At 69.5% G+C, this 20,171-nt stretch carries 18 protein-coding genes and 1 pseudogene; 13 read left to right on the forward strand and 6 right to left on the reverse strand.

Annotated features, from left to right (window positions below):
- Positions 1-409 precede the first annotated feature (409 nt).
- The 3 genes from aceE to ACFYXH_RS18555 all read left to right on the forward strand — a co-directional run bounded on the left by aceE (position 410) and on the right by ACFYXH_RS18555 (position 5,018).
- Positions 410-3,079, forward strand: coding sequence for a pyruvate dehydrogenase (acetyl-transferring), homodimeric type (aceE, locus tag ACFYXH_RS18545; protein WP_389563783.1), 2,670 nt, complete (start codon positions 410-412; stop codon positions 3,077-3,079).
- Positions 3,080-3,187: 108 nt separating this feature from the next.
- A complete protein-coding gene (locus ACFYXH_RS18550) occupies positions 3,188-4,006 on the forward strand; it encodes a MerR family transcriptional regulator (protein WP_389563785.1) in 819 nt (272 codons plus the stop codon).
- 46 nt (positions 4,007-4,052) lie between these two features.
- On the forward strand, positions 4,053-5,018 hold the full coding sequence (locus ACFYXH_RS18555; protein ID WP_389563787.1) for a helix-turn-helix transcriptional regulator: 966 nt from the start codon (positions 4,053-4,055) through the stop codon (positions 5,016-5,018).
- Positions 5,019-5,023: 5 nt separating this feature from the next.
- On the opposite strand, the gene ACFYXH_RS18560 is transcribed toward ACFYXH_RS18555, so the two are convergent.
- Positions 5,024-5,956 (reverse strand): SDR family oxidoreductase, encoded by a 933-nt coding sequence (locus tag ACFYXH_RS18560; protein WP_389563790.1) that lies wholly within the window; start codon positions 5,954-5,956, stop codon positions 5,024-5,026.
- 111 nt (positions 5,957-6,067) lie between these two features.
- Between ACFYXH_RS18560 and ACFYXH_RS18565 the strand changes: the two genes are divergently transcribed.
- Positions 6,068-6,589 (forward strand): DUF4240 domain-containing protein, encoded by a 522-nt coding sequence (locus ACFYXH_RS18565; protein ID WP_389563916.1) that lies wholly within the window; start codon positions 6,068-6,070, stop codon positions 6,587-6,589.
- 69 nt (positions 6,590-6,658) lie between these two features.
- On the opposite strand, the gene ACFYXH_RS18570 is transcribed toward ACFYXH_RS18565, so the two are convergent.
- Positions 6,659-7,192: a GNAT family N-acetyltransferase gene (locus ACFYXH_RS18570; RefSeq protein WP_389563793.1), complete on the reverse strand. Its 534-nt coding sequence runs from the start codon at positions 7,190-7,192 to the stop codon at positions 6,659-6,661.
- A gap of 36 nt (positions 7,193-7,228) precedes the next feature.
- Between ACFYXH_RS18570 and ACFYXH_RS18575 the strand changes: the two genes are divergently transcribed.
- The gene (locus ACFYXH_RS18575) at positions 7,229-8,128 is read left to right on the forward strand and encodes a TIGR01777 family oxidoreductase (RefSeq protein ID WP_389563795.1); all 900 of its coding nucleotides are present in this window, start codon (positions 7,229-7,231) and stop codon (positions 8,126-8,128) included.
- A 192-nt stretch (positions 8,129-8,320) separates the two neighbouring features.
- Positions 8,321-9,634: an NAD(P)/FAD-dependent oxidoreductase gene (locus ACFYXH_RS18580; protein WP_389563798.1), complete on the forward strand. Its 1,314-nt coding sequence runs from the start codon at positions 8,321-8,323 to the stop codon at positions 9,632-9,634.
- A gap of 113 nt (positions 9,635-9,747) precedes the next feature.
- Here ACFYXH_RS18580 and ACFYXH_RS18585 read toward each other — a convergent pair whose 3' ends face one another.
- Positions 9,748-11,193 (reverse strand): regulator, encoded by a 1,446-nt coding sequence (locus ACFYXH_RS18585; protein ID WP_389563801.1) that lies wholly within the window; start codon positions 11,191-11,193, stop codon positions 9,748-9,750.
- A 262-nt stretch (positions 11,194-11,455) separates the two neighbouring features.
- Between ACFYXH_RS18585 and lipB the strand changes: the two genes are divergently transcribed.
- The 4 genes from lipB (at position 11,456) to ACFYXH_RS18605 (ending at position 14,540) form a co-directional block, all read left to right on the forward strand.
- Complete coding sequence (gene lipB / locus ACFYXH_RS18590) at positions 11,456-12,250, forward strand: lipoyl(octanoyl) transferase LipB (RefSeq protein WP_389563803.1); 795 nt, start codon at positions 11,456-11,458, stop codon at positions 12,248-12,250.
- Between the two features lie 102 nt (positions 12,251-12,352).
- Positions 12,353-13,318, forward strand: a complete 966-nt coding sequence (gene lipA / locus ACFYXH_RS18595; RefSeq protein WP_389563806.1) for a lipoyl synthase — start codon at positions 12,353-12,355, stop codon at positions 13,316-13,318.
- 285 nt (positions 13,319-13,603) lie between these two features.
- Positions 13,604-13,813, forward strand: a complete 210-nt coding sequence (locus ACFYXH_RS18600; RefSeq protein WP_389563808.1) for a hypothetical protein — start codon at positions 13,604-13,606, stop codon at positions 13,811-13,813.
- Between the two features lie 19 nt (positions 13,814-13,832).
- Positions 13,833-14,540: a DUF4191 domain-containing protein gene (locus ACFYXH_RS18605; protein WP_389563811.1), complete on the forward strand. Its 708-nt coding sequence runs from the start codon at positions 13,833-13,835 to the stop codon at positions 14,538-14,540.
- Positions 14,541-14,643: 103 nt separating this feature from the next.
- Here ACFYXH_RS18605 and ACFYXH_RS18610 read toward each other — a convergent pair whose 3' ends face one another.
- Positions 14,644-15,111: an RDD family protein gene (locus ACFYXH_RS18610; protein WP_327323133.1), complete on the reverse strand. Its 468-nt coding sequence runs from the start codon at positions 15,109-15,111 to the stop codon at positions 14,644-14,646.
- A 208-nt stretch (positions 15,112-15,319) separates the two neighbouring features.
- Here ACFYXH_RS18610 and glnA point away from each other — a divergent pair, with 208 nt between their 5' ends.
- Entirely contained in the window at positions 15,320-16,729 is a 1,410-nt protein-coding gene (gene glnA / locus ACFYXH_RS18615) for a type I glutamate--ammonia ligase (RefSeq protein ID WP_389563814.1), read from the forward strand.
- A 213-nt stretch (positions 16,730-16,942) separates the two neighbouring features.
- On the opposite strand, the gene ACFYXH_RS18620 is transcribed toward glnA, so the two are convergent.
- Positions 16,943-17,500, reverse strand: a complete 558-nt coding sequence (locus ACFYXH_RS18620; RefSeq protein ID WP_389563816.1) for a dihydrofolate reductase family protein — start codon at positions 17,498-17,500, stop codon at positions 16,943-16,945.
- A gap of 152 nt (positions 17,501-17,652) precedes the next feature.
- Here ACFYXH_RS18620 and ACFYXH_RS18625 point away from each other — a divergent pair, with 152 nt between their 5' ends.
- A complete protein-coding gene (locus ACFYXH_RS18625; RefSeq protein ID WP_389563819.1) occupies positions 17,653-18,255 on the forward strand; it encodes a hypothetical protein in 603 nt (200 codons plus the stop codon).
- 820 nt (positions 18,256-19,075) lie between these two features.
- Complete coding sequence (locus ACFYXH_RS18630; RefSeq protein WP_389563821.1) at positions 19,076-19,885, forward strand: S1 family peptidase; 810 nt, start codon at positions 19,076-19,078, stop codon at positions 19,883-19,885.
- 170 nt (positions 19,886-20,055) lie between these two features.
- Here ACFYXH_RS18630 and ACFYXH_RS18635 read toward each other — a convergent pair.
- Positions 20,056-20,169: pseudogene (locus ACFYXH_RS18635) on the reverse strand (IS481 family transposase); the annotation flags it as partial.
- Between the last annotated feature and the right edge of the window lie 2 nt (positions 20,170-20,171).

Consider the following 20,171-nt stretch of genomic DNA (forward strand, 5'->3'; position numbering starts at 1 on the left):
CGCACCCGCCGGCCCGGCACCCCCAAGCCAACGCACCCGCAGGCCCGGCACCCCCCGGGCCGCCCCGGCATGGTGGCCGCGCCTCGCGCTCGGGGCGCCGGCGGTTTGGGCGCGGCCCGGCTGCGGCGGATCCGGGCCCCGCCGGGGCTCGATACCGCCGCGCACAGGTGACGTCACCCCCGCTCCGAGGTGCACGCGACGCCCGAATCGCCCCAGGTTGACCCGGCACCCCGTGCCCCTTTTCACGGCACCGAATGCCAATTTCTTCAGATTGAGAAGTTTCCCGCTCCAAGCTTTGATCGATCATCGATCAGCGACTTACAGTTGTCGCCGGGTTCACCAACCCTCGCCCTGTCCTGCCAGACAAGGCTCCTTTCTCCACCCCCCTCCTGTCCGGAAGGCGGCGATCATGACCGACCCCGTAGGCAAGCTTCCGAGCGAGCTCGACCAGCTCCCGGACCGTGATGCCGAGGAAACCGCCGAGTGGGCGGCGTCCCTCGACGCCGTCACCGAGCACGCAGGACCGCACCGCGCCGCGTATCTGATGCGCCGTACCCTTCAGCACGCCGAGACGGCCGGAGTTCCCGTGCCCCGGCTGCTGGAGACGGACTACGTCAACACCATCCCCACCTCCGCCGAGCCCGCCTTCGACGGCGACGAGGCGATGGAAGCCCGCATCACCGCGTGGAACCGCTGGAACGCGGCCGCCATGGTCACCCGTGGCTCCCGCTTCGGCGTCGGCGGTCACATCGCCACCTTCGCCTCCGCCGCCTGGCTCTACGAGACCGGCTTCAACCACTTCTTCCGCGGCAAGGAGGGTGACGGCTCCGGCGACCAGCTCTACATCCAGGGCCACGCCTCGCCCGGCATCTACGCCCGCGCCTTCCTCGACGGCCGCCTGTCCGAGCAGCAGCTCGACAACTTCCGGCAGGAGGCGGCCGGCAACGGACTGCCGTCCTACCCGCACCCGCGCCGGCTGCCCTGGCTGTGGGAGTTCCCCACCGTCTCCATGGGCCTCGGCCCGCTCTCCGCGATCTACCAGGCGCGCTTCAACCGCTACCTGGCCAACCGCAGCATCAAGGACACCGCGGGCTCGCACGTCTGGGCCTTCCTCGGCGACGGCGAGATGGACGAGCCCGAGTCGACCGCCGCCCTCGCCCTCGCGGCCCGTGAGCGTCTCGACAACCTCACCTTCGTCATCAACTGCAATCTCCAGCGCCTCGACGGTCCGGTCCGCGCCAACTTCCGTGTGGTGCAGGAGTTGGAGGCCCAGTTCCGCGGCGCGGGCTGGAATGTCATCAAGACGCTGTGGGGCTCCGCCTGGGACGAGCTGTTCCAGCTCGACACCACGGGCGCGCTGGTACGCCGGCTGCGCGAGGTGCCGGACGCCCAGTTCCAGACGTATGCGACGCGTGATGTGGCGTACATCCGCGAGCACTTCTTCGGCGCCGAGCCCGCACTCGTCGAGCTGGCGAAGCTGATCGGCGACGCGAAGATCGCCGAGTGCTTCTACGCCTCCCGCGGCGGCCACGAGGCCCGGAAGGTGTACGCGGCGTACAGGGCGGCCGTCGAGCACAAGGGCGCGCCGACCGTGATCCTCGCGCAGACGGTGAAGGGCTACACGCTCGGCAAGGGCTTCGAGTCGAAGAACGCCAACCACCAGATGAAGAAGCTGACCATCGACGAGTTCAAGGGCATGCGTGACCTGCTCGGACTCCCGATCCCGGACAGTGCCTTCGCCGACGGCCTGGTGCCCTACGGCCACCCCGGCGCCGACTCTCCCGAGGTCCGCTACCTCCAGGAGCGCCGCGCGGCCCTCGGTGGCCCGGCCCCGGCCCGCCGCGTACAGGCGGTGGCGCTGCCCGCGCCCGAGGAGCGTGCCTTCAAGGCTCTCGAAAAGGGCTCCGGCAAGCAGGCGATGGCCACCACCATGGCCTTCGTACGCCTGGTGAAGGACCTGATGCGGGACAAGGAGACCGGCAAGCGCTGGGTTCCCATCGTCCCTGACGAGGCCCGCACCTTCGGTATGGAGTCACTCTTCCCGTCGGCCGGCATCTACTCCCCGCTGGGCCAGACGTACGAGCCGGTCGACCGCGACCAGTTGATGTACTACAAGGAGGCCAAGGACGGCCAGATCCTCAACGAGGGGATCACCGAGGCCGGCGCCATGGCCGACTTCATCGCCGCCGCCACGTCGTACGCGACGCACGGCGAGCCGATGATCCCGTTCTACATCTTCTACTCGATGTTCGGCTGGCAGCGCACGGCCGACCAGATGTGGCAGCTCGCCGACCAGCTCGGCAAGGGCTTCATCGTCGGCGCGACCGCCGGCCGTACGACGCTGACCGGCGAGGGCCTGCAGCACGCGGACGGCCACTCGCAGCTGATCGCGGCCACGAACCCGGCGTCGCTCAACTACGACCCGGCCTTCGCGTACGAGATCGCCGTCATCGTCAAGGACGGTCTGCGCCGGATGTACGGCCCCGAGGCCGAGAACGTCTTCTACTACCTGACCGTCTACAACGAGCCGAAGCCGCAACCCGCGATGCCGGAGGGTGTCGAGGAGGGGATCCTGCGCGGTCTCTACCGCTTCAAGGAGGGCGTGGCCCAGGCCGCGGACTCCCCGCGGCTGCAGCTGCTGGCCTCCGGCACGGCGATCCACTGGGCCCTCGAGGCGCAGCGACTGCTCAGCTCCGACTGGGGAGTTACGGCCGATGTCTGGTCCGCGACCTCGTGGGGCGAGCTGCGCCGTGACGCGCTGGAGTGCGACGAGGCACTGCTGCGCGGCGAGCATCGCATTCCGTACGTCACCCAGGCGCTGGAGGGTGCTCCGGGCCCGGTGCTCGCGGTCAGCGACTGGATGCGCCAGGTTCCGGACCAGATCAGCCAGTGGGTCGAGCAGGACTACTCCTCGCTCGGCACGGACGGTTTCGGTCTCTCCGACACGCGTGACGCGGCCCGCCGTCACTTCGGCGTCGACGCCCCGTCGATCACGGTCGCGGCGCTGGCCCAGCTGGCCAGGCGCGGCGAGGTCCCGGCCTCGGCCGTGAAGGAAGCGCGCGAGCGCTACGGCCTCTGACCTCTGCCGACGTACGACGAACCCCCGGTGGCCGCTCGGCCGCCGGGGGTTCTGTCGTAGGTGATCCTTGACCCTGACACCGTGTGAAGCCGTGCACTAGGGGGCGTCATGTTCACCATCGGAGACTTCGCCAGGCACGGCCGTGTGTCGGCCCGCATGCTGCGTCACTACGACGCGATCGGGCTGCTGCGTCCCGCGCAGACAGATCCGTTCAGCGGCTACCGCTACTACGCGGCGGCCCAGCTCGCGCAGCTCAACCGCATCATCGCCCTGAAGGATCTCGGCTTCACGCTGCAACAGGTGCAGGAGATCCTGGAGGACCGGGTGAGTACGGAGGAGCTGCGCGGGATGCTCACCCTGCGGCAGGCGGAACTGGAAGCGGCGATGGCCGCGTCGGCCGCGCGGCTGGCCCAGGTCGAGGCGAGGCTCCGGTCGATCGAGAGCGAGGGGCACATGCCCAGTCAGGACGTCATCGTCAAGAGCATCCCCGCGGTACGGGTGGCCGAGCTGACCGCCACCGCGGCAGGTTACGAACCCGAGCACATCGGCCCGGTCATCAGCCCTCTCTACGACGAGCTGTTCAAGCGTCTGGAGGCGGCGGGCGTGACTCCGACGGGGCCCGGCATCGCCTACTACGAGGACGCGCCCGAGGGCGACGGCGCGATCCTGGTGCACGCGGGAGTGACGGTCGCGGCCGGTCCGCAGCCCGGCCAGGACTTCGAGATCGTCGATCTGCCGGCCATCGAGCGGGCGGCGACGATCGTGCACCGCGGCCCGATGGACGCGATCGTGCCGACGGCCCAGAACCTGGCCCGCTGGATCGACGCGGGCGACCACCGCTCGGCGGGGTATGCGCGCGAGGTCAACCTCGAATGCCCGGCGGACCGCGAGAAGTGGGTGACCGAACTGCAGGAGCCGCTGGCCTGACCTCCGTCGGCGCCCCTGGCCCGAGTGCCTCCGTCATCATGGGGGCATGCGTGCTGCCCGGCTGATCAAGATGGTGCTGCTCCTCCAGGCCAGGCCCTCCATGACCGGCGCCGAGCTGGCGCGGGAACTGGAAGTGTCGGAGCGGACCATCACCCGGGACGCCCTCGCGCTGTCGGAGGCCGGTGTCCCGGTCTACGCCGACCGGGGCCGGGCCGGCGGCTACCGGCTGGTCGGCGGCTACCGCACCCGGCTCACCGGGCTCGGACGCAGTGAGGCCGAAGCCCTCTTCCTCTCCGGGCTCCCGGGCGCGCTGCGGGAGATGGGGCTGGAGGACGCGGCGTCCGCGGCACGCCTGAAGGTGTCCGCGGCGCTGCTGCCCTCACTGAGGGGCGCTTCCGATTCGGCGGCGCAGCGGTTCCATCTGGACGCGCCCGGCTGGTACCAGGAGCCCGAGACGCCGGAGCTGCTGCCCGCGGTCGCCGAGGCGGTGTGGGACGACCGCCGTATCAAGGCCCGCTATCGACGCCGGGACGCCGAGGTGGAGCGGGAGTTGGAGCCGTACGGACTCGTGCTCAAGGCGGGCGTCTGGTACCTGTGCGCCCGCGCCCGCACGGCCTTCCGGGTGTACCGGATCGACCGGTTCACGGCGGTGGACGTGGACGGCGAACTCTTCGACCGCGACGAGGACTTCGACCTGCCCGCCTTCTGGGAGGAGCGCGCGGCCCAGTTCGTACGCTCCATCCTCCGTACCGAAGTGGTGGTCCGGGTCACGGAGGAGGGCGCGCGGCGGCTGCCGTACGTGACGGACCGGGCGGCGGCCCGCGAGGCGCTGGCGGCGGCGGGAGGGCCGGACGGGCACGGCCGGGTGACGCTCACTCTGCCGGTGGAGTCCCATGAGGTCGCGTACGGGCAGTTGTTCGCGCTGGGACCGGAGGTGGAGCTGCTGGAGCCGCCGGAGCTGCGTGCTCTGTTCGCGGAGTCGGCGGAGCGGGCGGCCCAGCTCTACAGATAGCCGCGCTACCTGTAATCAGCCAAGGAGGGCTCCGCCCCCGCCGCCTCCTGGAGCATGAAGGCCCAGACGTCCGGCCGACTGCCGTCCGTGTCCGTGAAGCCGTACTCCCTGGCCAGCGCTCCGCTGGAGAGCGACTGTCCGTTCCAGCGGGCCCGCTCCGGGTCGGCGGCGAGCGCCGCGACTCCCCGGCCGAGATAGACCGGCGACTCGGAGAGCGCCCAGTGCGGCGGCTGATCGATCCCGTCGCGCCAGGTCTCCTCGGTGAGGCCGAAGATGTCGAGCATCTCCTCGGAACGGATGAAGCCCGGGGTGACCGCCACCGCCGTGCAGCCCACGCTCTTCAGCTCCTCGCCCAGAATGAAGGCCATCCGGATCGGGGCGTTCTTGGCGAGGTCGTAGTAGAAGTTCTCGCGGAAGCCCTTGTTCGTCTCGGCCGTGCCGTCCGTGACCTCGATGACCAGGCCGCCGGGCTGTCGCACCAGCAGGGGAAGCGCGATGCTGCTGGTGATGATGTGGCTCTTCGCACCGAGTTCGAGCATCCGCAGCCCGCGGTCCAGGTCGACGTCCCACATCTTCGTGTTGAAGTCGAGCAGGTGATTGCCGCCCCAGATGTCGTTGACCAGGATGTCGAGCCGGCTGTGGTCCCTCTCGACCCGCGCGACCAGCGCCCGCACCTGCTCCGGCCCCAGATGGTCCGTCGGTACGGCGATGGCCTCGCCGCCCGCCGCCGTGACCAGTTCCGCCGTCTCCTCGATGGTCTCGGTCGCCCGGCCGACCTCGCTGACCTGCGCTCGGGTGGTCCGTCCCGTCACATACACGGTCGCGCCTGCGGCGCCCAGCTGTACGGCGATGGCGCGGCCCGCGCCCCGGGTCGCGCCCGCGACCAGTGCGATCTTCCCTGCCAGTGGTTTCCCTGCCGGTGGTGTGTCCGTCGTCATACGCCGACCGTCGCACGGATACCCGACATCCTCTGTCCGCCATTCAAAAGAGTCAGCATTTCGGCGGCTCCGCGTGCGCCGCCCCCCGCCAACCACGATGCTTGTCCCGTGATGGACGAGACGGAGTTCTGGGAGATCATCGACAGCACCCGCGAGGCCGCCGAGGGTGACCCCGAGGATCATGCCGATCTGATGGTCGAGCGGCTGCTGCAGCTCGACCCCGACTCCGTGCTGGACTTCGCCCGGCACTTCGAGGCCCGCTACAACCGCGCGTACCACTGGGATCTGTGGGGTGCGGCCGCCGTGCTGCTCGGCGGTGCCAGCGACGACGCCTTCGACTACTTCCGCTGCTGGCTGATCGGGCAGGGCCGGGAGATCTTCGAGGGCGCGCTGCACGACCCGGACTCGCTCGCCGAGCTGCTGGACGAGTTCGACGAGGACGTCGACGGGGACGGCGAGGAGCTGGGGTACGCGGCGGACGAGGCGTACGAGCAGCTCACCGGCGTGGTGGCACCGGATCTGGGCATCCCGCCGCAGACCGCCGAGCCGCTGGGAACGCCGTTCGACTTCGACGACGACGCGGCTCTGGCGCAACGTTTCCCCAGGCTCTGGGAGCGCTTCGGAAACTTGTGAGAACGGTCCTCACGAGACCGTTCCTCACGAGACCGTTCCTCAGGAGACCGGCTCTCACGAAACCGGTTCTCAGACGGTGAGGCTGCGGCCCATCATCACGTCGTCGACGTACCGCCCGTCCAGATAGAACTCGCCGGGCAGTACGCCCTCGACCGCGAAGCCCTCCGACTCGTACAGCGTGCGGGCCGGCGTGTTGTGTCCGAGCACCCGCAGCGTCATCCGGACCGCGCCCTGGCGGCGCGCCTCGTCGAACGACGCCCGCAGCAGCGCTCGTGCGATCCCGCGGCCGCGCGCCCGGTCGGCCACGGCGAGGCCCTGGATCTGCCGCACGTGCTGGTTGCACGCGAGCGGGGTGGGCGGGATCAGCCGGATGAAGCCGGTGATCGTGCCGTCACCGTCCTCGGCGATGCCCTCGGCGATGTCCTCGGAGATGTCCTCGGCGACCAGGAAGTCCTCGGGCCGGTGGTTCGCGTCGAAGAAGGGGTCGTACGGCGGCTTCGGCCTCGGCTGCACGGCGTGCAGCGGCGACCAGGTGTCCCGGTCGAGCGCGCCGAGCGCTGCTTCGTCGGTGTGACGTGCGGGGCGTATGTGCGACCGGGGCATGGTCGTCACTGTGCCACGGGGCCGCGCGGGGGCAGGATGGGGGCCATGCGGATCGCGGTCACCGGTTCCACCGGACTCATCGGTACGGCACTCGTGCGCTCGCTGCGCACCGACGGGCACGAGGTGGTGCGCCTGGTGCGGCGGCCCGCGCGGGCCGGCGACGAGGTGGAGTGGGACCCGCACCGGCAGTACGTCGACGTGGCCGGACTGGTCGGCTGCGAGGGCGTGGTGAATCTCGCCGGCGCCGGGGTCGGTGCGCGCCGCTGGACGGATGCGTACCGCAAGGAGATCCGGGACAGCCGGGTGCTCGGCACGGCGGCGATCGCGGAGGCCGTCGCCAGCCTCGACGTACCGCCGCGGGTGCTGGTCTGCGGGAGCGCCATCGGCTACTACGGCGACACCGGGGAGCGTGCGGTGGACGAGGGTGCGCCGCCCGGGGACGGGTTCCTGGCGAAGATGTGCGTGGAGTGGGAGGAGGCGGCGGCCCCGGCCGAGGAGGCGGGCGTGCGGACCGCCTTCGCGCGTACCGGACTTGTGGTGGCCCGCAAGGGCGGTGCGTGGGGCCGGATGTTCCCGCTCTTCAAGGCGGGCCTCGGCGGGCGCCTGGGCAACGGCCGGCAGTACTGGAGCTTCATCGCCCTGCACGACGAGGTCGCGGCGCTGCGGCACATCCTCGACACGGAGTCGCTGTCGGGGCCGGTGAACCTCACGGCGCCGGACCCGGTCACCAATCGCGAGGTAACCGCGGCGATGGGCCGGGCGCTGCACCGTCCGACAGTGTTCGCGGTCCCGGCGCCCGCGCTGCGGATCGCGCTGGGCGAGCTGGCCGGGGACATTCTGAGCAGCCAGCGGGTGCTGCCGGCCCGACTGCTGGAGTCGGGCTTCTCGTTCGCCTTTCCGAGCGTCGACGAGGCGGTCGGCGCGGCTCTGCGATAGTGCGCGTCCGAGAAGTCACGCCGCCCGGCGGACGGCCGGGTGCCGTGTGCGCCCCCGCGCTCCGGTGCTCCACGGCGTGCGCGACTGGCGGTACGGCGGCGGCTCCCTAGTCTCGGTCCGCACTCGGGTATTCCCGGGGCCTGTTGGGGGCATGAGCCTCCCACCAGCCGCGCCGACCTCGGGGAGGGGCACGTGCTCAGCAGCGCTCACCATGCGGATGTCGTCATCGTCGGGGCCGGGATCGCCGGTCTCTCGGCGGCTCATCAACTGACCAGCGCAGGCGTCTCGGTCAGCGTTCTGGAGGCCGCCCCTCATGTGGGCGGCCGGATGGCCACCCAGCAGATCGACGGTTTCCGGCTCGACCGCATAGGCCAGTTGCTCAACACCTCTTGTCCGGAGCTGGGTCGCACGGCAGGGCTCGGTGATGTCGTCCTGCGGCCCTTCTCGCCCGGTGTACTCGTGCACAGCCAAGGACGGCTCCAGCGGACCGGCGAAGCGGTCCGGCGGACGGGTGCAGCGGGGAGCGCACGGGGCGCATTTACCGTGGCGCGCGCCCTCGCGAGCGCCCCCCGGCCGCTCGACCAGGCCCGGCTCGGCGCATCTCTCGCCCGCCTCGCCGCCACTCCGGTGGAGCGGCTCCTCACCCGCCCCGAGCGGCCCACCGCGGGCTCGCTCTGCGCCCGCGGCCTCCCGGCGCGTACGGTCCACGGCTTCCTGCGCCCGCTGCTGTCGGCGCTGCTCTGCGACCCGGCGCTGGCCACCTCGAGCCGGTGCGCCGATCTGGCGCTGCGCGGCTTCGCGCGCGGCCGACTGTGCGTCCCTGCGGGCGGTGCGGCGGCGCTGCCCGAGCAGCTGGCAGCGTCGCTGCCGTCCGGCACCGTACACACCGGGGTGCGGGTCACCGACGCCTCGATCACCCAGGTCACAACCAAGGAGTACGGCGACATCGGCTGCCGCGCCCTGGTGCTGGCCACCGGTGCCCGCACGGCCGCGGAGCTCCTGCCGGGCCTGCGCGTACCTCCCTTCCACCCCGTGACGGTCCTTCACCACACGGCGCCCGCGCCGCCGCTGACGGACCCGGCGCTCCTGCTGGACGCGGACCGCGGCGGCCCCGTCTCGCATACGGCGGTGATGAGCGAGGTCGATCCGTCGCGCGCACCGAACGGCCGCGTGCTGATCTCGTCGACCGTGCTCGGGTCCCCTCCGCCGGATCTGGACCGCAGCGTTCGTACCCACCTCGCCACGCTGTACGGCACGCCCACGGACGACTGGGAGCTGCTCGCCGTCCACCACGACCCGGAGGCGGTGCCCGCGATGCCCCCGCCGCACGATCTCCGCCGTCCGGTGCGGCTGCTGTCCGGCCTCTATGTCTGCGGCGACCACCGCGACACGAGTACGGTCCAGGGCGCGCTCTTCTCGGGCCGACGGGCCGCGGACGCGATCCTGCGCGACTTCGGCCTCCAGCAGCCCGGGTACGAAACGGTCGCGCTCTCGGCGGTGGCCTAGGGCGGCAGGATCAAGCCGGGCGACGATGGAGGTCCCTGGGTCAGGGGCCCCGGACTCAGGGGCCCCGGACTCAGGTCCGGGGTCCGGGTCAGAGGTCCACCCGGGCCCCTGGTTCAGCCCAGCGCGGCCACCCGGTCGCGATAGTTCCGCACCGCCGCCGCGTCCCGGTACGGCTCCAGCCGCCGCTCGAATTCACGTACGTACTCCACCGCCCGCGCCGACCGCATCTCCGACACCTGCAGCGCCGCCTCCGCCCCCAGCGCGCATGCCTGGTCCAGCTCGCCCAGTCCGAGCCGGGCGGAGGCCAGCACCACCCGGCAGAAGAGGCGGCTGCGCGCGAACGCCGGGGCGCGCAGCTGGAGCGAGCGCTCCGCGTGCTGCACCGCCGACCGGTACTGCTGGAGATCCCGGTGGCAGTGCCCGAACTCGTCGGCGAGCTGCGCCTCGTCGAAAAAGCGCGCCCAGTGCGGCACATCGTCTCCGGGCCGCGCCGTCTCGAGCGCCCGCTCGGCCCGTACGAGCGAGGCCGTGCACGCCCGTACCTCGCCCAGCACGCCGTGCCCGCGCGCCTCGACGGAGTGCAGCATCGCCTGCACCACGGGCGGGGCCGACGAGCCGACCCCTTGCTGGGCGACGCGCGTCAGCTGCACCGCCTCACGTCCATGCCCCAGATAGACCGCCTGCCGGCTCATGGTCACGAGCACATACGCGCCGTACGCCCGGTCGCCCGCCGCCTGGGAGAGTCGCAGCGCCTGGACGAAGTAACGCTGGGCGAGGCCGTGGGCCGCGATGTCGTACGAGGTCCAGCCGGCCAGCCGGGTCAGATCGGCCGCCGCGGCGAACAGCCGCCGCCCGGTCACCTCCCCGTATGTGCCGCGCAGCATCGGCTCGGCCTCGTGCTCGAGATAGCGCACCAGCGCCTGCCTGGCATGCCCGCCGCCATAGGCGTGGTCGAGGGTGCGGAACAGCTCGCCGACCGAGCGCAGTGCCGCGATGTCGCCGCCGGTGACCCTCTGGCCGGGACCCCGGTCCGTGCCACGCTGCCGCGGGAGGGCGGCCCGACCCTGGGCCGGGATACGGGCGGTCCCGTTCTGGACCGCGTCCGCCCGGCTCACCCGCTCGTCGGCCCGGCCGATCAGCCAGTCCCTGCTGGGCACCACGAGCCCGGCCGGGGTGAAGGCGATCTTGCGCAGCTCCGCATGGCTGCCGGAGTCCTTGCGCCACAGCCCGCTCACGATGTCCACGGCCTCCTCGGGCGTGGCCGCGAACTCCAGACCGGCGTAGACGGGCGCACAGGCGTCCAGACCGAGGTCCTGCGCCGAGAGCCGGCGGCCGAGCCGCCGTGTGAACACCTCGGCGATCAGGGCGGGGGTCGTGCCGCGCGGCTGCTGGCCGCGCAACCAGCGGGTCACGGAGGTCTTGTCGTAGCGCAGATCCAGGCCGTGCTCGAGGCCGAGCTGGTCCACTCGGCGGGCAAGGCCTGCGTTGGAGAATCCGGCTTCTGCGATGAGCGCGGCGAGCTGTCGGTTGGGGATGCGCTGCGAGGGTCGTTCCGTCATCAGCTGTGCGGTCTCCTGCCTTCCGGGCCGGGAGCAGCCCTCATGGAACGGCGCGAATTTAGCTGCCCCTACCGCTCGAACCGCGAGCTTCGCCCCACATTCATCCGATCGTGTGAGGATTGGGGACGTCGCTGACGGGTGCCGCGTGACCCGAAACTGCCCCGGCAACCGCCCGGCACCTGCCCGGCCGCCTTTTCCGGAGCCGCCGTACAGTGGCAAGGGCGCGATGAGTGCAGGGTGAAGGTTCTAGGGAGGCACAGCCGTGAGTGAGCTGCGGTTCGTCCAACTGGGGTTCGGCGAGCAAGCCGTCGAGTACCAGGAGGCGTGGCAGAAGCAGCGCGAGGTCCACGCCGCCCGCTTCGCCGACGAGATCGAGGACACCTGCCTGCTCCTTGAGCACCCGCCCGTCTATACGGCGGGCCGGCGCACGGCGGACAGCGAACGCCCCCTGGACGGCACTCCCGTCGTCGACGTCGACCGCGGCGGCAAGATCACCTGGCACGGCCCCGGCCAGCTGGTCGGCTACCCGATCCTGAAGCTGCCGCGCCCGGTGGACGTCATCGCGCATGTGCGCCGGCTCGAGGACGCGCTGATCCTCACCTGCGCGGAGTTCGGCCTGGAGACCAGCCGGGTCGAGGGCCGCAGCGGTGTGTGGGTACTCGGCGATCCGGTCGAACAGCGTCCGGCGATCGGCGGCCTTTCGCTCGACTTCGACCCGCGGCTGCAGGACGAGGAGTTCGACCCACGGCTGAACGGCCCGGAGTACGCTCCCTCCAACGCCGGCCAGCGCCGCGAGGACCGCAAGCTCGCCGCGATCGGCATCCGTATCGCCAAGGGCGTCTCGATGCACGGCTTCGCGATCAATGTGAACCCGGACAACACCTGGTTCGACCGGATCGTGCCGTGCGGCATCCGGGACGCGGGTGTGACTTCGCTCTCGTACGAACTGGGCCGCGAGATCACCATCGCCGAGGTGCTCCCGGTCATCGAGAAGCATCTGCGGGACGTCCTGGAGAACGCCGAACTGCGGCCACGGGCCGTCGAGGCCGCCGTCTAGGGAATGCGGCCCTCTGGCCAAGGGTTGGCCAGACGTAAGGCCACACAAATAACGGGCGTACCCTGGTGTCCGCCGAAGAATCGAAGTCGTAGGGAGCCGGACGTGTCCGCAGTCGCACCCGACGGACGCAAGATGCTGCGCCTTGAGGTCCGGAACAGCCAGACCCCCATCGAGCGCAAGCCCGAGTGGATCAAGACCCGGGCGAAGATGGGCCCCGAGTACACCCAGATGCAGAAGCTCGTGAAGAGCGAGGGTCTGCACACGGTGTGCCAGGAGGCCGGCTGTCCGAATATCTACGAGTGCTGGGAGGACCGCGAGGCGACCTTCCTCATCGGCGGCGACCAGTGCACCCGGCGCTGTGACTTCTGCCAGATCGACACCGGTAAGCCTGCCGCGCTCGATCTGGACGAGCCGCGCCGCGTGGGCGAGTCGGTCGTCACGATGGACCTGAACTACGCCACCATCACCGGCGTCGCGCGCGACGACCTGGAGGACGGCGGCGCGTGGCTGTACGCGGAGACGGTGCGCCAGATCCACACGATGACGGCGGAGCGCGAGGCGGGCCGCACCAAGGTCGAGCTCCTCATCCCCGACTTCAACGCGGTGCCCGAGCAGCTGGCCGAGGTCTTCTCCTCGCGTCCCGAGGTGCTCGCGCACAACGTCGAGACCGTGCCGCGGATCTTCAAGCGGATCCGCCCCGGATTCCGTTACGAGCGCTCGCTCGAGGTCGTCACGCGCGCCCGCGAGGCGGGCCTGGTCACCAAGTCGAACCTCATCCTGGGCATGGGCGAGGAGCGCGAAGAGGTCAGCGAGGCGCTGCAGCACCTGTACGACGCGGGCTGCGAGCTGATCACGATCACGCAGTATCTGCGTCCTTCGGTACGCCACCACCCGGTCGAGCGCTGGGTGAAGCCGCATGAGTTCGTGGAGCTGAAGGAGGAGGCCGAGGAGATCGGCTTCTCCGGTGTGATGTCGGGACCGCTGGTCCGTTCCTCGTACCGCGCGGGCCGGCTGTACCAGCAGGCGATGGAGCGACGGGGCGCCGCGGCCACCCCGCAGACTGTGTGAATTCAGGCACAAGCAATTACCGCTGAGTAATGGCCGGTTTGACGCGGCTCGCACCCTCCCCGCAGGTCGGGGCGGCGTACGGGCCGCGTCAGCGTTTGCGGGCGGAGCAAAAAGGTTTCATCGGTGTTTGACCCCTCGGTCATGCACTGGTAACACCAATCAGTGACATTAGGTCTACGCACAGCTCTCAAAGCTCACCGCACCTCACGCTCCACCGCACCGCCCCGCACTGCACTGCGCACCGCTCCCACTCGTCGTCGACGCTCCCTTAGGGGGACCTCAACCATGCAGGCCGCGCCGGTACGCCCCGTACTCGCTACCGCCATTCCGTCCGTCACCGATGCTCTGCGCGCCATGGAGTCGCTGCTCCTGGGCGGCGGACAGCGCACCGCCCGCCGGAACGCATGGACGGCGGTCCTCGAAGACCGGCGCCGAGCCAAGGACAGGGTCGAGGCGCTGCACGTACTGGAGGCCGTGGCCGACCGCACTTCCTAGGCCACGTAAACTTCCAGACATGGCGAGGAAGGCAAACTCAGACAGCGCTGACGCTGCTGCGAACACTGGGCGACTGAAGCAGATCGCTCTGACGTACAAGATGACCCGGAAGGCCGACTCCAAGGTCGGTCTTGTCGTCGCGGCTGTGGGAATCGTCACCTTCGGTGTCTTCCTCGCGATCGGCTTCTTGATCGATCACCCCATCTATCTGGGCATCCTCGGCTTCCTGCTGGCCTTCCTCGCCATGGCGATCGTCTTCGGACGCCGCGCCGAGCGAGCGGCCTTCGGGCAGATGGAGGGCCAGCCGGGCGCGGCGGCCGCGGTGCTGCAGAACGTGGGACGCGGCTGGAGCACGACCCCGGCGGTGGCGATGAACCGCAGCCAGGACGTGGTGCACCGGGCGGTCGGCAAGGCCGGCATCGTGCTGGTGGCGGAAGGCAACCCGAACCGGTTGAAGACGCTGCTGGCGGCCGAGAAGAAGAAGATGGCGCGCATCGTCGTGGACGTACCGGTGCACGACATCATCGTCGGCGACGGCGAGGGCCAGGTGCCGCTGAAGAAGGTGCGCACCACGATGCTGAAGCTGCCGCGGGTGCTCAGCGGACCGCAGGTCACGGCGGCCAACGACCGGCTGCGGGCGATGGGCGACCTGATGAGCAATATGCCGCTTCCGAAGGGTCCGATGCCGAAGGGCATGCGGATGCCGCGCGGCGGAAAGCAGCGCTGACCTACGACAGACAGAGAGAGGCGGCCCGGTGACGCTATGCGTCCCGGGCCGCCTCTCTCTGTCTTGCCTGCCTGTTTGCCTGTCTTCTTACTCGCTTCTGCTTCTAGATCCGCACCTGTACGGCGCGGGCGAGGCGGTCGTGCAGCCCGCGCCCGTCGCGGTCCCAGATGAGCGCCGGGATCGCGATGCAGAGCAGCAGGCTCCGTACGAGAACCCGCACGATCCCCAGCCGCCCGCCGCCTTCGGCGACAACGCGCAGACCGAGGATCCGCTTGCCGGGGGTGAAGCCGACCGTGCCGACGGTCAGCACGCTGAGTACGAGGAAGATGCCGAGCCCCCAGTTTCCGACGGCCTGTCGGTCACCGTTGGCAAACAGCCCGTATGCGATCAGGAGGCAGAGCCCCCAGTCGATGAAGACGGCGCCGAACCGCCTCCCGAGGGGGGCGATGGAGCCGGGGCCCGCCTCCGGCAGGCCGAGCCGCTCGCCCCGGTGACCGAAGTCGGCGCCCATGTCCTCGGCCGCCGCGCGGGGCCCGGAGAGCCACGATCCGATTGCTTGCCTGTTGTCCACCCGTACACGGTACTGCGCCCGGTTTCACCCGCCTGCGGTCGGGGCCTTGACGCGACCCCGACCCCGGTCCGGTTAACTTCGGCGAAACAAATGGGTCATGCTTGAGAAATCCCGTCTACCTATGGTCGGGTCCAGCGTGTGCCACCGCACTGGCCGCACGACCGAGCTACAACCCCGCCCCTCCCGGGTCGGGAGTAGGAGGAGTTGGATGTTCCAGAACGCCGACGACGCGAAGAAGTTCATCGCCGACGAAGACGTAAAGTTCGTCGATGTCCGGTTCTGCGACCTGCCTGGTGTGATGCAGCACTTCACCATCCCGGCAAAGGCGTTCGACCCGGCCGAGGAGCTGGCCTTCGACGGCTCGTCGATCCGCGGCTTCCAGGCCATCCACGAGTCCGACATGGCGCTCCGCGCGGACCTGTCGACCGCCCGTGTCGACCCCTTCCGGCGCGACAAGACGGTCAACATCAACTTCTTCATCCACGACCCGATCACGGGCGAGCAGTACAGCCGCGACCCGCGCAACATTGCCAAGAAGGCCGAGGCGTACCTCGCCTCCACCGGCATCGCGGACACCGCGTACTTCGGCCCCGAGGCCGAGTTCTACGTCTTCGACAACGTCCGCTTCGAGACCAAGGCGAACGAGGCCTTCTACCACATCGACTCCGAGGCAGGCGCCTGGAACACCGGTGCGATCGAGGACAACCGCGGCTACAAGGTCCGCTACAAGGGCGGCTACTTCCCGGCCCCGCCGGTCGACCACTTCGCCGACCTGCGCGCCGAGATCTCCCTGGAGCTGGAGGCGTCCGGCCTCCAGGTCGAGCGCCAGCACCACGAGGTGGGCACCGCCGGCCAGGCCGAGATCAACTACAAGTTCAACACGCTGCTCGCCGCGGCCGACGACCTGATGCTCTTCAAGTACATCGTGAAGAACGTCGCGTGGCGCAACGGCAAGACCGCGACCTTCATGCCGAAGCCGATCTTCGGCGACAACGGCTCGGGCATGCACGTCCACCAGTCCCTGTGGCAGGGCGGCGTCCCGCTGTTCTACGACGAGCAGGGTTACGCGGGCCTGTCGGACACCGCCCGCTACTACATCGGCGGCATCCTGAAGCACGCGCCGTCGCTGCTGGCGTTCACGAACCCGACGGTGAACTCGTACCACCGCCTGGTCCCCGGCTTCGAGGCCCCGGTCAACCTGGTCTACTCGCAGCGCAACCGCTCGGCGGCAATGCGTATCCCGATCACGGGCTCGAACCCGAAGGCCAAGCGCGTCGAGTTCCGCGCCCCGGACCCGTCGTCGAACCCGTACCTGGCGTTCTCGGCCCTGCTGCTCGCGGGCCTCGACGGCGTGAAGAACAAGATCGAGCCGGCCGAGCCGATCGACAAGGACCTCTACGAGCTGGCCCCGGACGAGCACGCGGGCGTCCCGCAGGTCCCGACCTCGCTCCCGGCGGTGCTCGAGGCGCTGGAGGCGGACAACGAGTACCTGCAGGTCGGTGGGGTCTTCACGTCGGACCTGATCGAGACGTGGATCGACTACAAGCGGACGAACGAAATCGCCCCGATCCAGCTGCGGCCGCACCCGCACGAGTTCGAGCTGTACTACGACATTTAAGAACGCCGCAGGTCAGAGTGGGTTTCCGCTCGCCTGGGCCGTCTGTGGGCCGTCGGCCGTGCTCTTCCCTCACCGGAAGGCACGGCCGACGGCCATTTGGTCCGGTGTTCCGGGGCTGGTGCCTCGCACGCCGTGATAGCTCGCGTTCGGTCATCATGCAGGTCTCCTGGATACGAGAGACCCACCTGTCAACAATGTCCGTCAGTTTTAGACCTAGCGCGCCACGCGGTAGCGGAGGTAGACGACTCTCGAGCTGAAGGTGCGGGTCTCGACGAGTTCGAGATCCACCCGGCGCTCGCGCTGGGGAAAGAACGGAATGCCACCGCCAACCAGCACCGGGTAGACCATGGCCCGGTACTCGTCGATCAGACCCAACGCGGCCGCCTCGGCGGCGAGAGTCGCGCCGCCGATCGCGATGTCGCCCTCCCCCGGCTCGGCTCGCAACCGCTCGATCTCCTCCGCCAGGCCGCCGGAGGCCAGGCGGGCATGGCCCTGCACCGCGGACAGCGTGGTGGAGAACACCACCTTGGGGAGCGGGTTCCAGAGCGCGGCCCACTCGAGGTCGTCGAGCGATGGATCCTGGTCGGCGGTCTCCCAGTACAGCATCGTCTCGTACAGCCGTCGTCCCAACAGGTGGACGCCGACCCCTTGAATCTCGTCGATCCAGAAGCGAAAGACCTCCTCGTCGGGCGCCGTCCAGTCGAAGTCGCCGTCCGGCCCGACGATGTAGCCGTCAAGTGAGACGCTCATCGAATAGGTCACGCTGCGCATCAGAAGTCCTCCTCGGTAACGGGTTCGACAGTACGACCGCCGGACGCCGCAGGACTCATCGCGGCTCGCGGGATCCCCTGGGCCAAGGCGGTTCCTTCTGGGCATGGCCGTCCCGGCGTGCCCCGGCGGCGTGCTGGTGAGTCCGGCAGATCGTGGAGTCGACGTTCACCGTCCACCCGATGCGACCGCGCGCGTTGGCTCGCGCCTGGAGCTTCGGGGGAATCGTGCTCCACGACGCACTCAGCTCGGCGCGCATCTCCGTGACGTGTGCCGATGGTCATGCTTGGCGCCTGCCGAAGGCGCGTGACGGCGAAACCCTTCTGTGGAAGCGGGCCCGTGGCAGCCTTTCGCGAGACGAAAGGGAGGAGGCCGAGGAGTGGGCAGAATCCATTCCATCGGTCGTGGATGTGCCGGTACGTGACCTGGTGTTGAGTCGACTCCTGCGTCGTCCGGCCTTGGTCAATCGGGCGGCAGAACCTCACGGTTTCGCCAACTGCTATACGCATCACTCGGGAGATCTCGTGATCGAGTGGTGCTGTGGCGACACCGTGGAGGCTTTCTGCGCGGCACTTTTGGCCCATGGTTTCATCGACAGTCTGCCGCCGAGTGAAGCCATTGAATTGCCCTCGCGCCACTCTGCCCGCCTGGGTGGCGACACCGTGATCTTGAGACGCCATTCTGCATGCTTGTACGGCCGTGAGCCATTCCGTCCTCAGAAGATTACTGAGTACATCCGGGAAGGCTACGCATCGTGACCCCGATCTTGGCAGTGCTCGGAATCGCGGTATGCGTGGCCCTTGGCGTGGTGGTCCGCTGCGGGCGGGATGTGGCCGTACTCCGTCGTCTGGATCGTCTGATGGACGGCTGCGATCAACGTCAACGAGTCGAAGTCTGTCGCATCCTTGCCGCTTCACTCCAAGAGGCCGGGAGGTCGGACTCCCCAGACGCAGTGCCGGCTAACGACCGCGCGGATGCAGGGTGACAACCCCGCTCAGACCGCAGCACCGGCACTCTGCGATGTGCACCCGATGCGCACCGGCGGAGCAGTGCACGGTCGTTGTCGCTGGTCACAGTGCTTCCTCTGCTGTACTTCGACATCTAAGAACGCCGCAGGTCGGAGCGGGTTTCCGCTCGCCTGGGCCATCTGTGGGCCGTCGGCCGTGCTCTTCCCTCTCGGAAGGCACGGCCGACCCCTTTCACCCAGAGTGAATTTTTTCGGAGCGCAGAGGACTGCGTGGCCCCGGAGGAGGGCCCTGCGATGCCGCCCGTCGGCTTGAACGGTGCGATGTTTTGAACACACGCCGTCAGGCCCATCACTCCGAATTAGCGGCTGGATCGACCGGTATGTCCCCAACAGGCCAGAGGTCTAGGGGGAGTTGAGGGATTGCGCACCCTTGTCGCCCAGGTCTCTTGTTCCACATAATCGCAGGGCGCTTTGCGGACTCATCCCCCACTGGGTTCGGACGCCTTGCGGCGTGCTGCCGTTTTCCAACGCACTTCACTCGGTGGTGACTTCCGATTCCCGGGGTTGGCATGGGCTCGTCATTGGGCGTACCCCCCACGAGAGGAAGTCCGTTGAAGAGCTACCTGAAGCACCTCAGGACGACCACCGCGATCGGTGCCGTCGCCCTCGCCGCCGTCAGCCTCCAGCCCGGCTCGGCCAACGCCGCCTCCGCACCGACCCCACGCGGCGAGGTAGGCGCGACGGTCGTCGGCGGGACCAAGGCCGATCAGGGTGAATTCCCATTCATGGTCCGCCTGTCCATGGGCTGTGGCGGCGCGCTGTACGCCAAGGACATCGTTCTCACCGCCGCCCACTGCGTCGACGGCAGCGGCCCGAACACCGGCATCACCGCGACGGCGGGCGTCGTCGACCTCGAGGACTCCAACGCGATAAGCGTGAAGTCCACCGAGGTCCTCCAGGCGCCCGGCTACAACGGCAAGGGCAAGGACTGGGCACTGATCAAGCTCGAGAAGCCGATCGATCTGCCGACCCTGCCGATCGCCGGGGACGACAAGTTCAACACTGGCGATTTCGACATCGCCGGCTGGGGCGCGGACAAGGAAGGCGGCGACCAGCAGCGCTATCTACTCAAGGCCAAGGTCCCGTTCATCGACGATGCCACCTGCCAGACGGCGTACGGCGACCAGCTGACCCCCGGCGAAGAGCTCTGCGCCGGGGTCCTGGACACCGGCGGCGTCGACACCTGCCAGGGCGACTCCGGCGGCCCCATGTTCCGCAAGGACGACGCGGGTGCCTGGATCCAGGTCGGCATCGTCAGCTGGGGCGAGGGCTGCGCGCGCCCGGGCAAGCCCGGTGTCTACACCGAGGTGAGCACCTTCGCGGCGGACATCAAGCAGGCCGTCGACGGGCTGGGCGGCTGACGCCGGTCAGCAGTGTCGAGCAGTTGAGCACCATCGCGTTGGATTGAGTGTGCATCGCCACGCCAAACCCTGACGCACTGTCAGCAACAGCAGCGAGGGCTGCTACCCCGGATTTCCCGGTAGCAGCCCTCACCGCTGTCACGCGGCTGCCACCCGCTCCATCTCTTCCCGATCGCGGAGTGCAGGTGGACGTAGCCGGTCCTTGAGCCGCGTGTTTTCGTGCGGTCGACGGCTTTCGCTTGCGGGCTGCCCCGCCCGTGTACGCGCCAACCGCCGCCGCCCGGGA

Origin of the sequence: Streptomyces sp. NPDC002730 (assembly GCF_042888805.1) — a bacterium.
GTDB lineage: Bacteria > Actinomycetota > Actinomycetes > Streptomycetales > Streptomycetaceae > Streptomyces.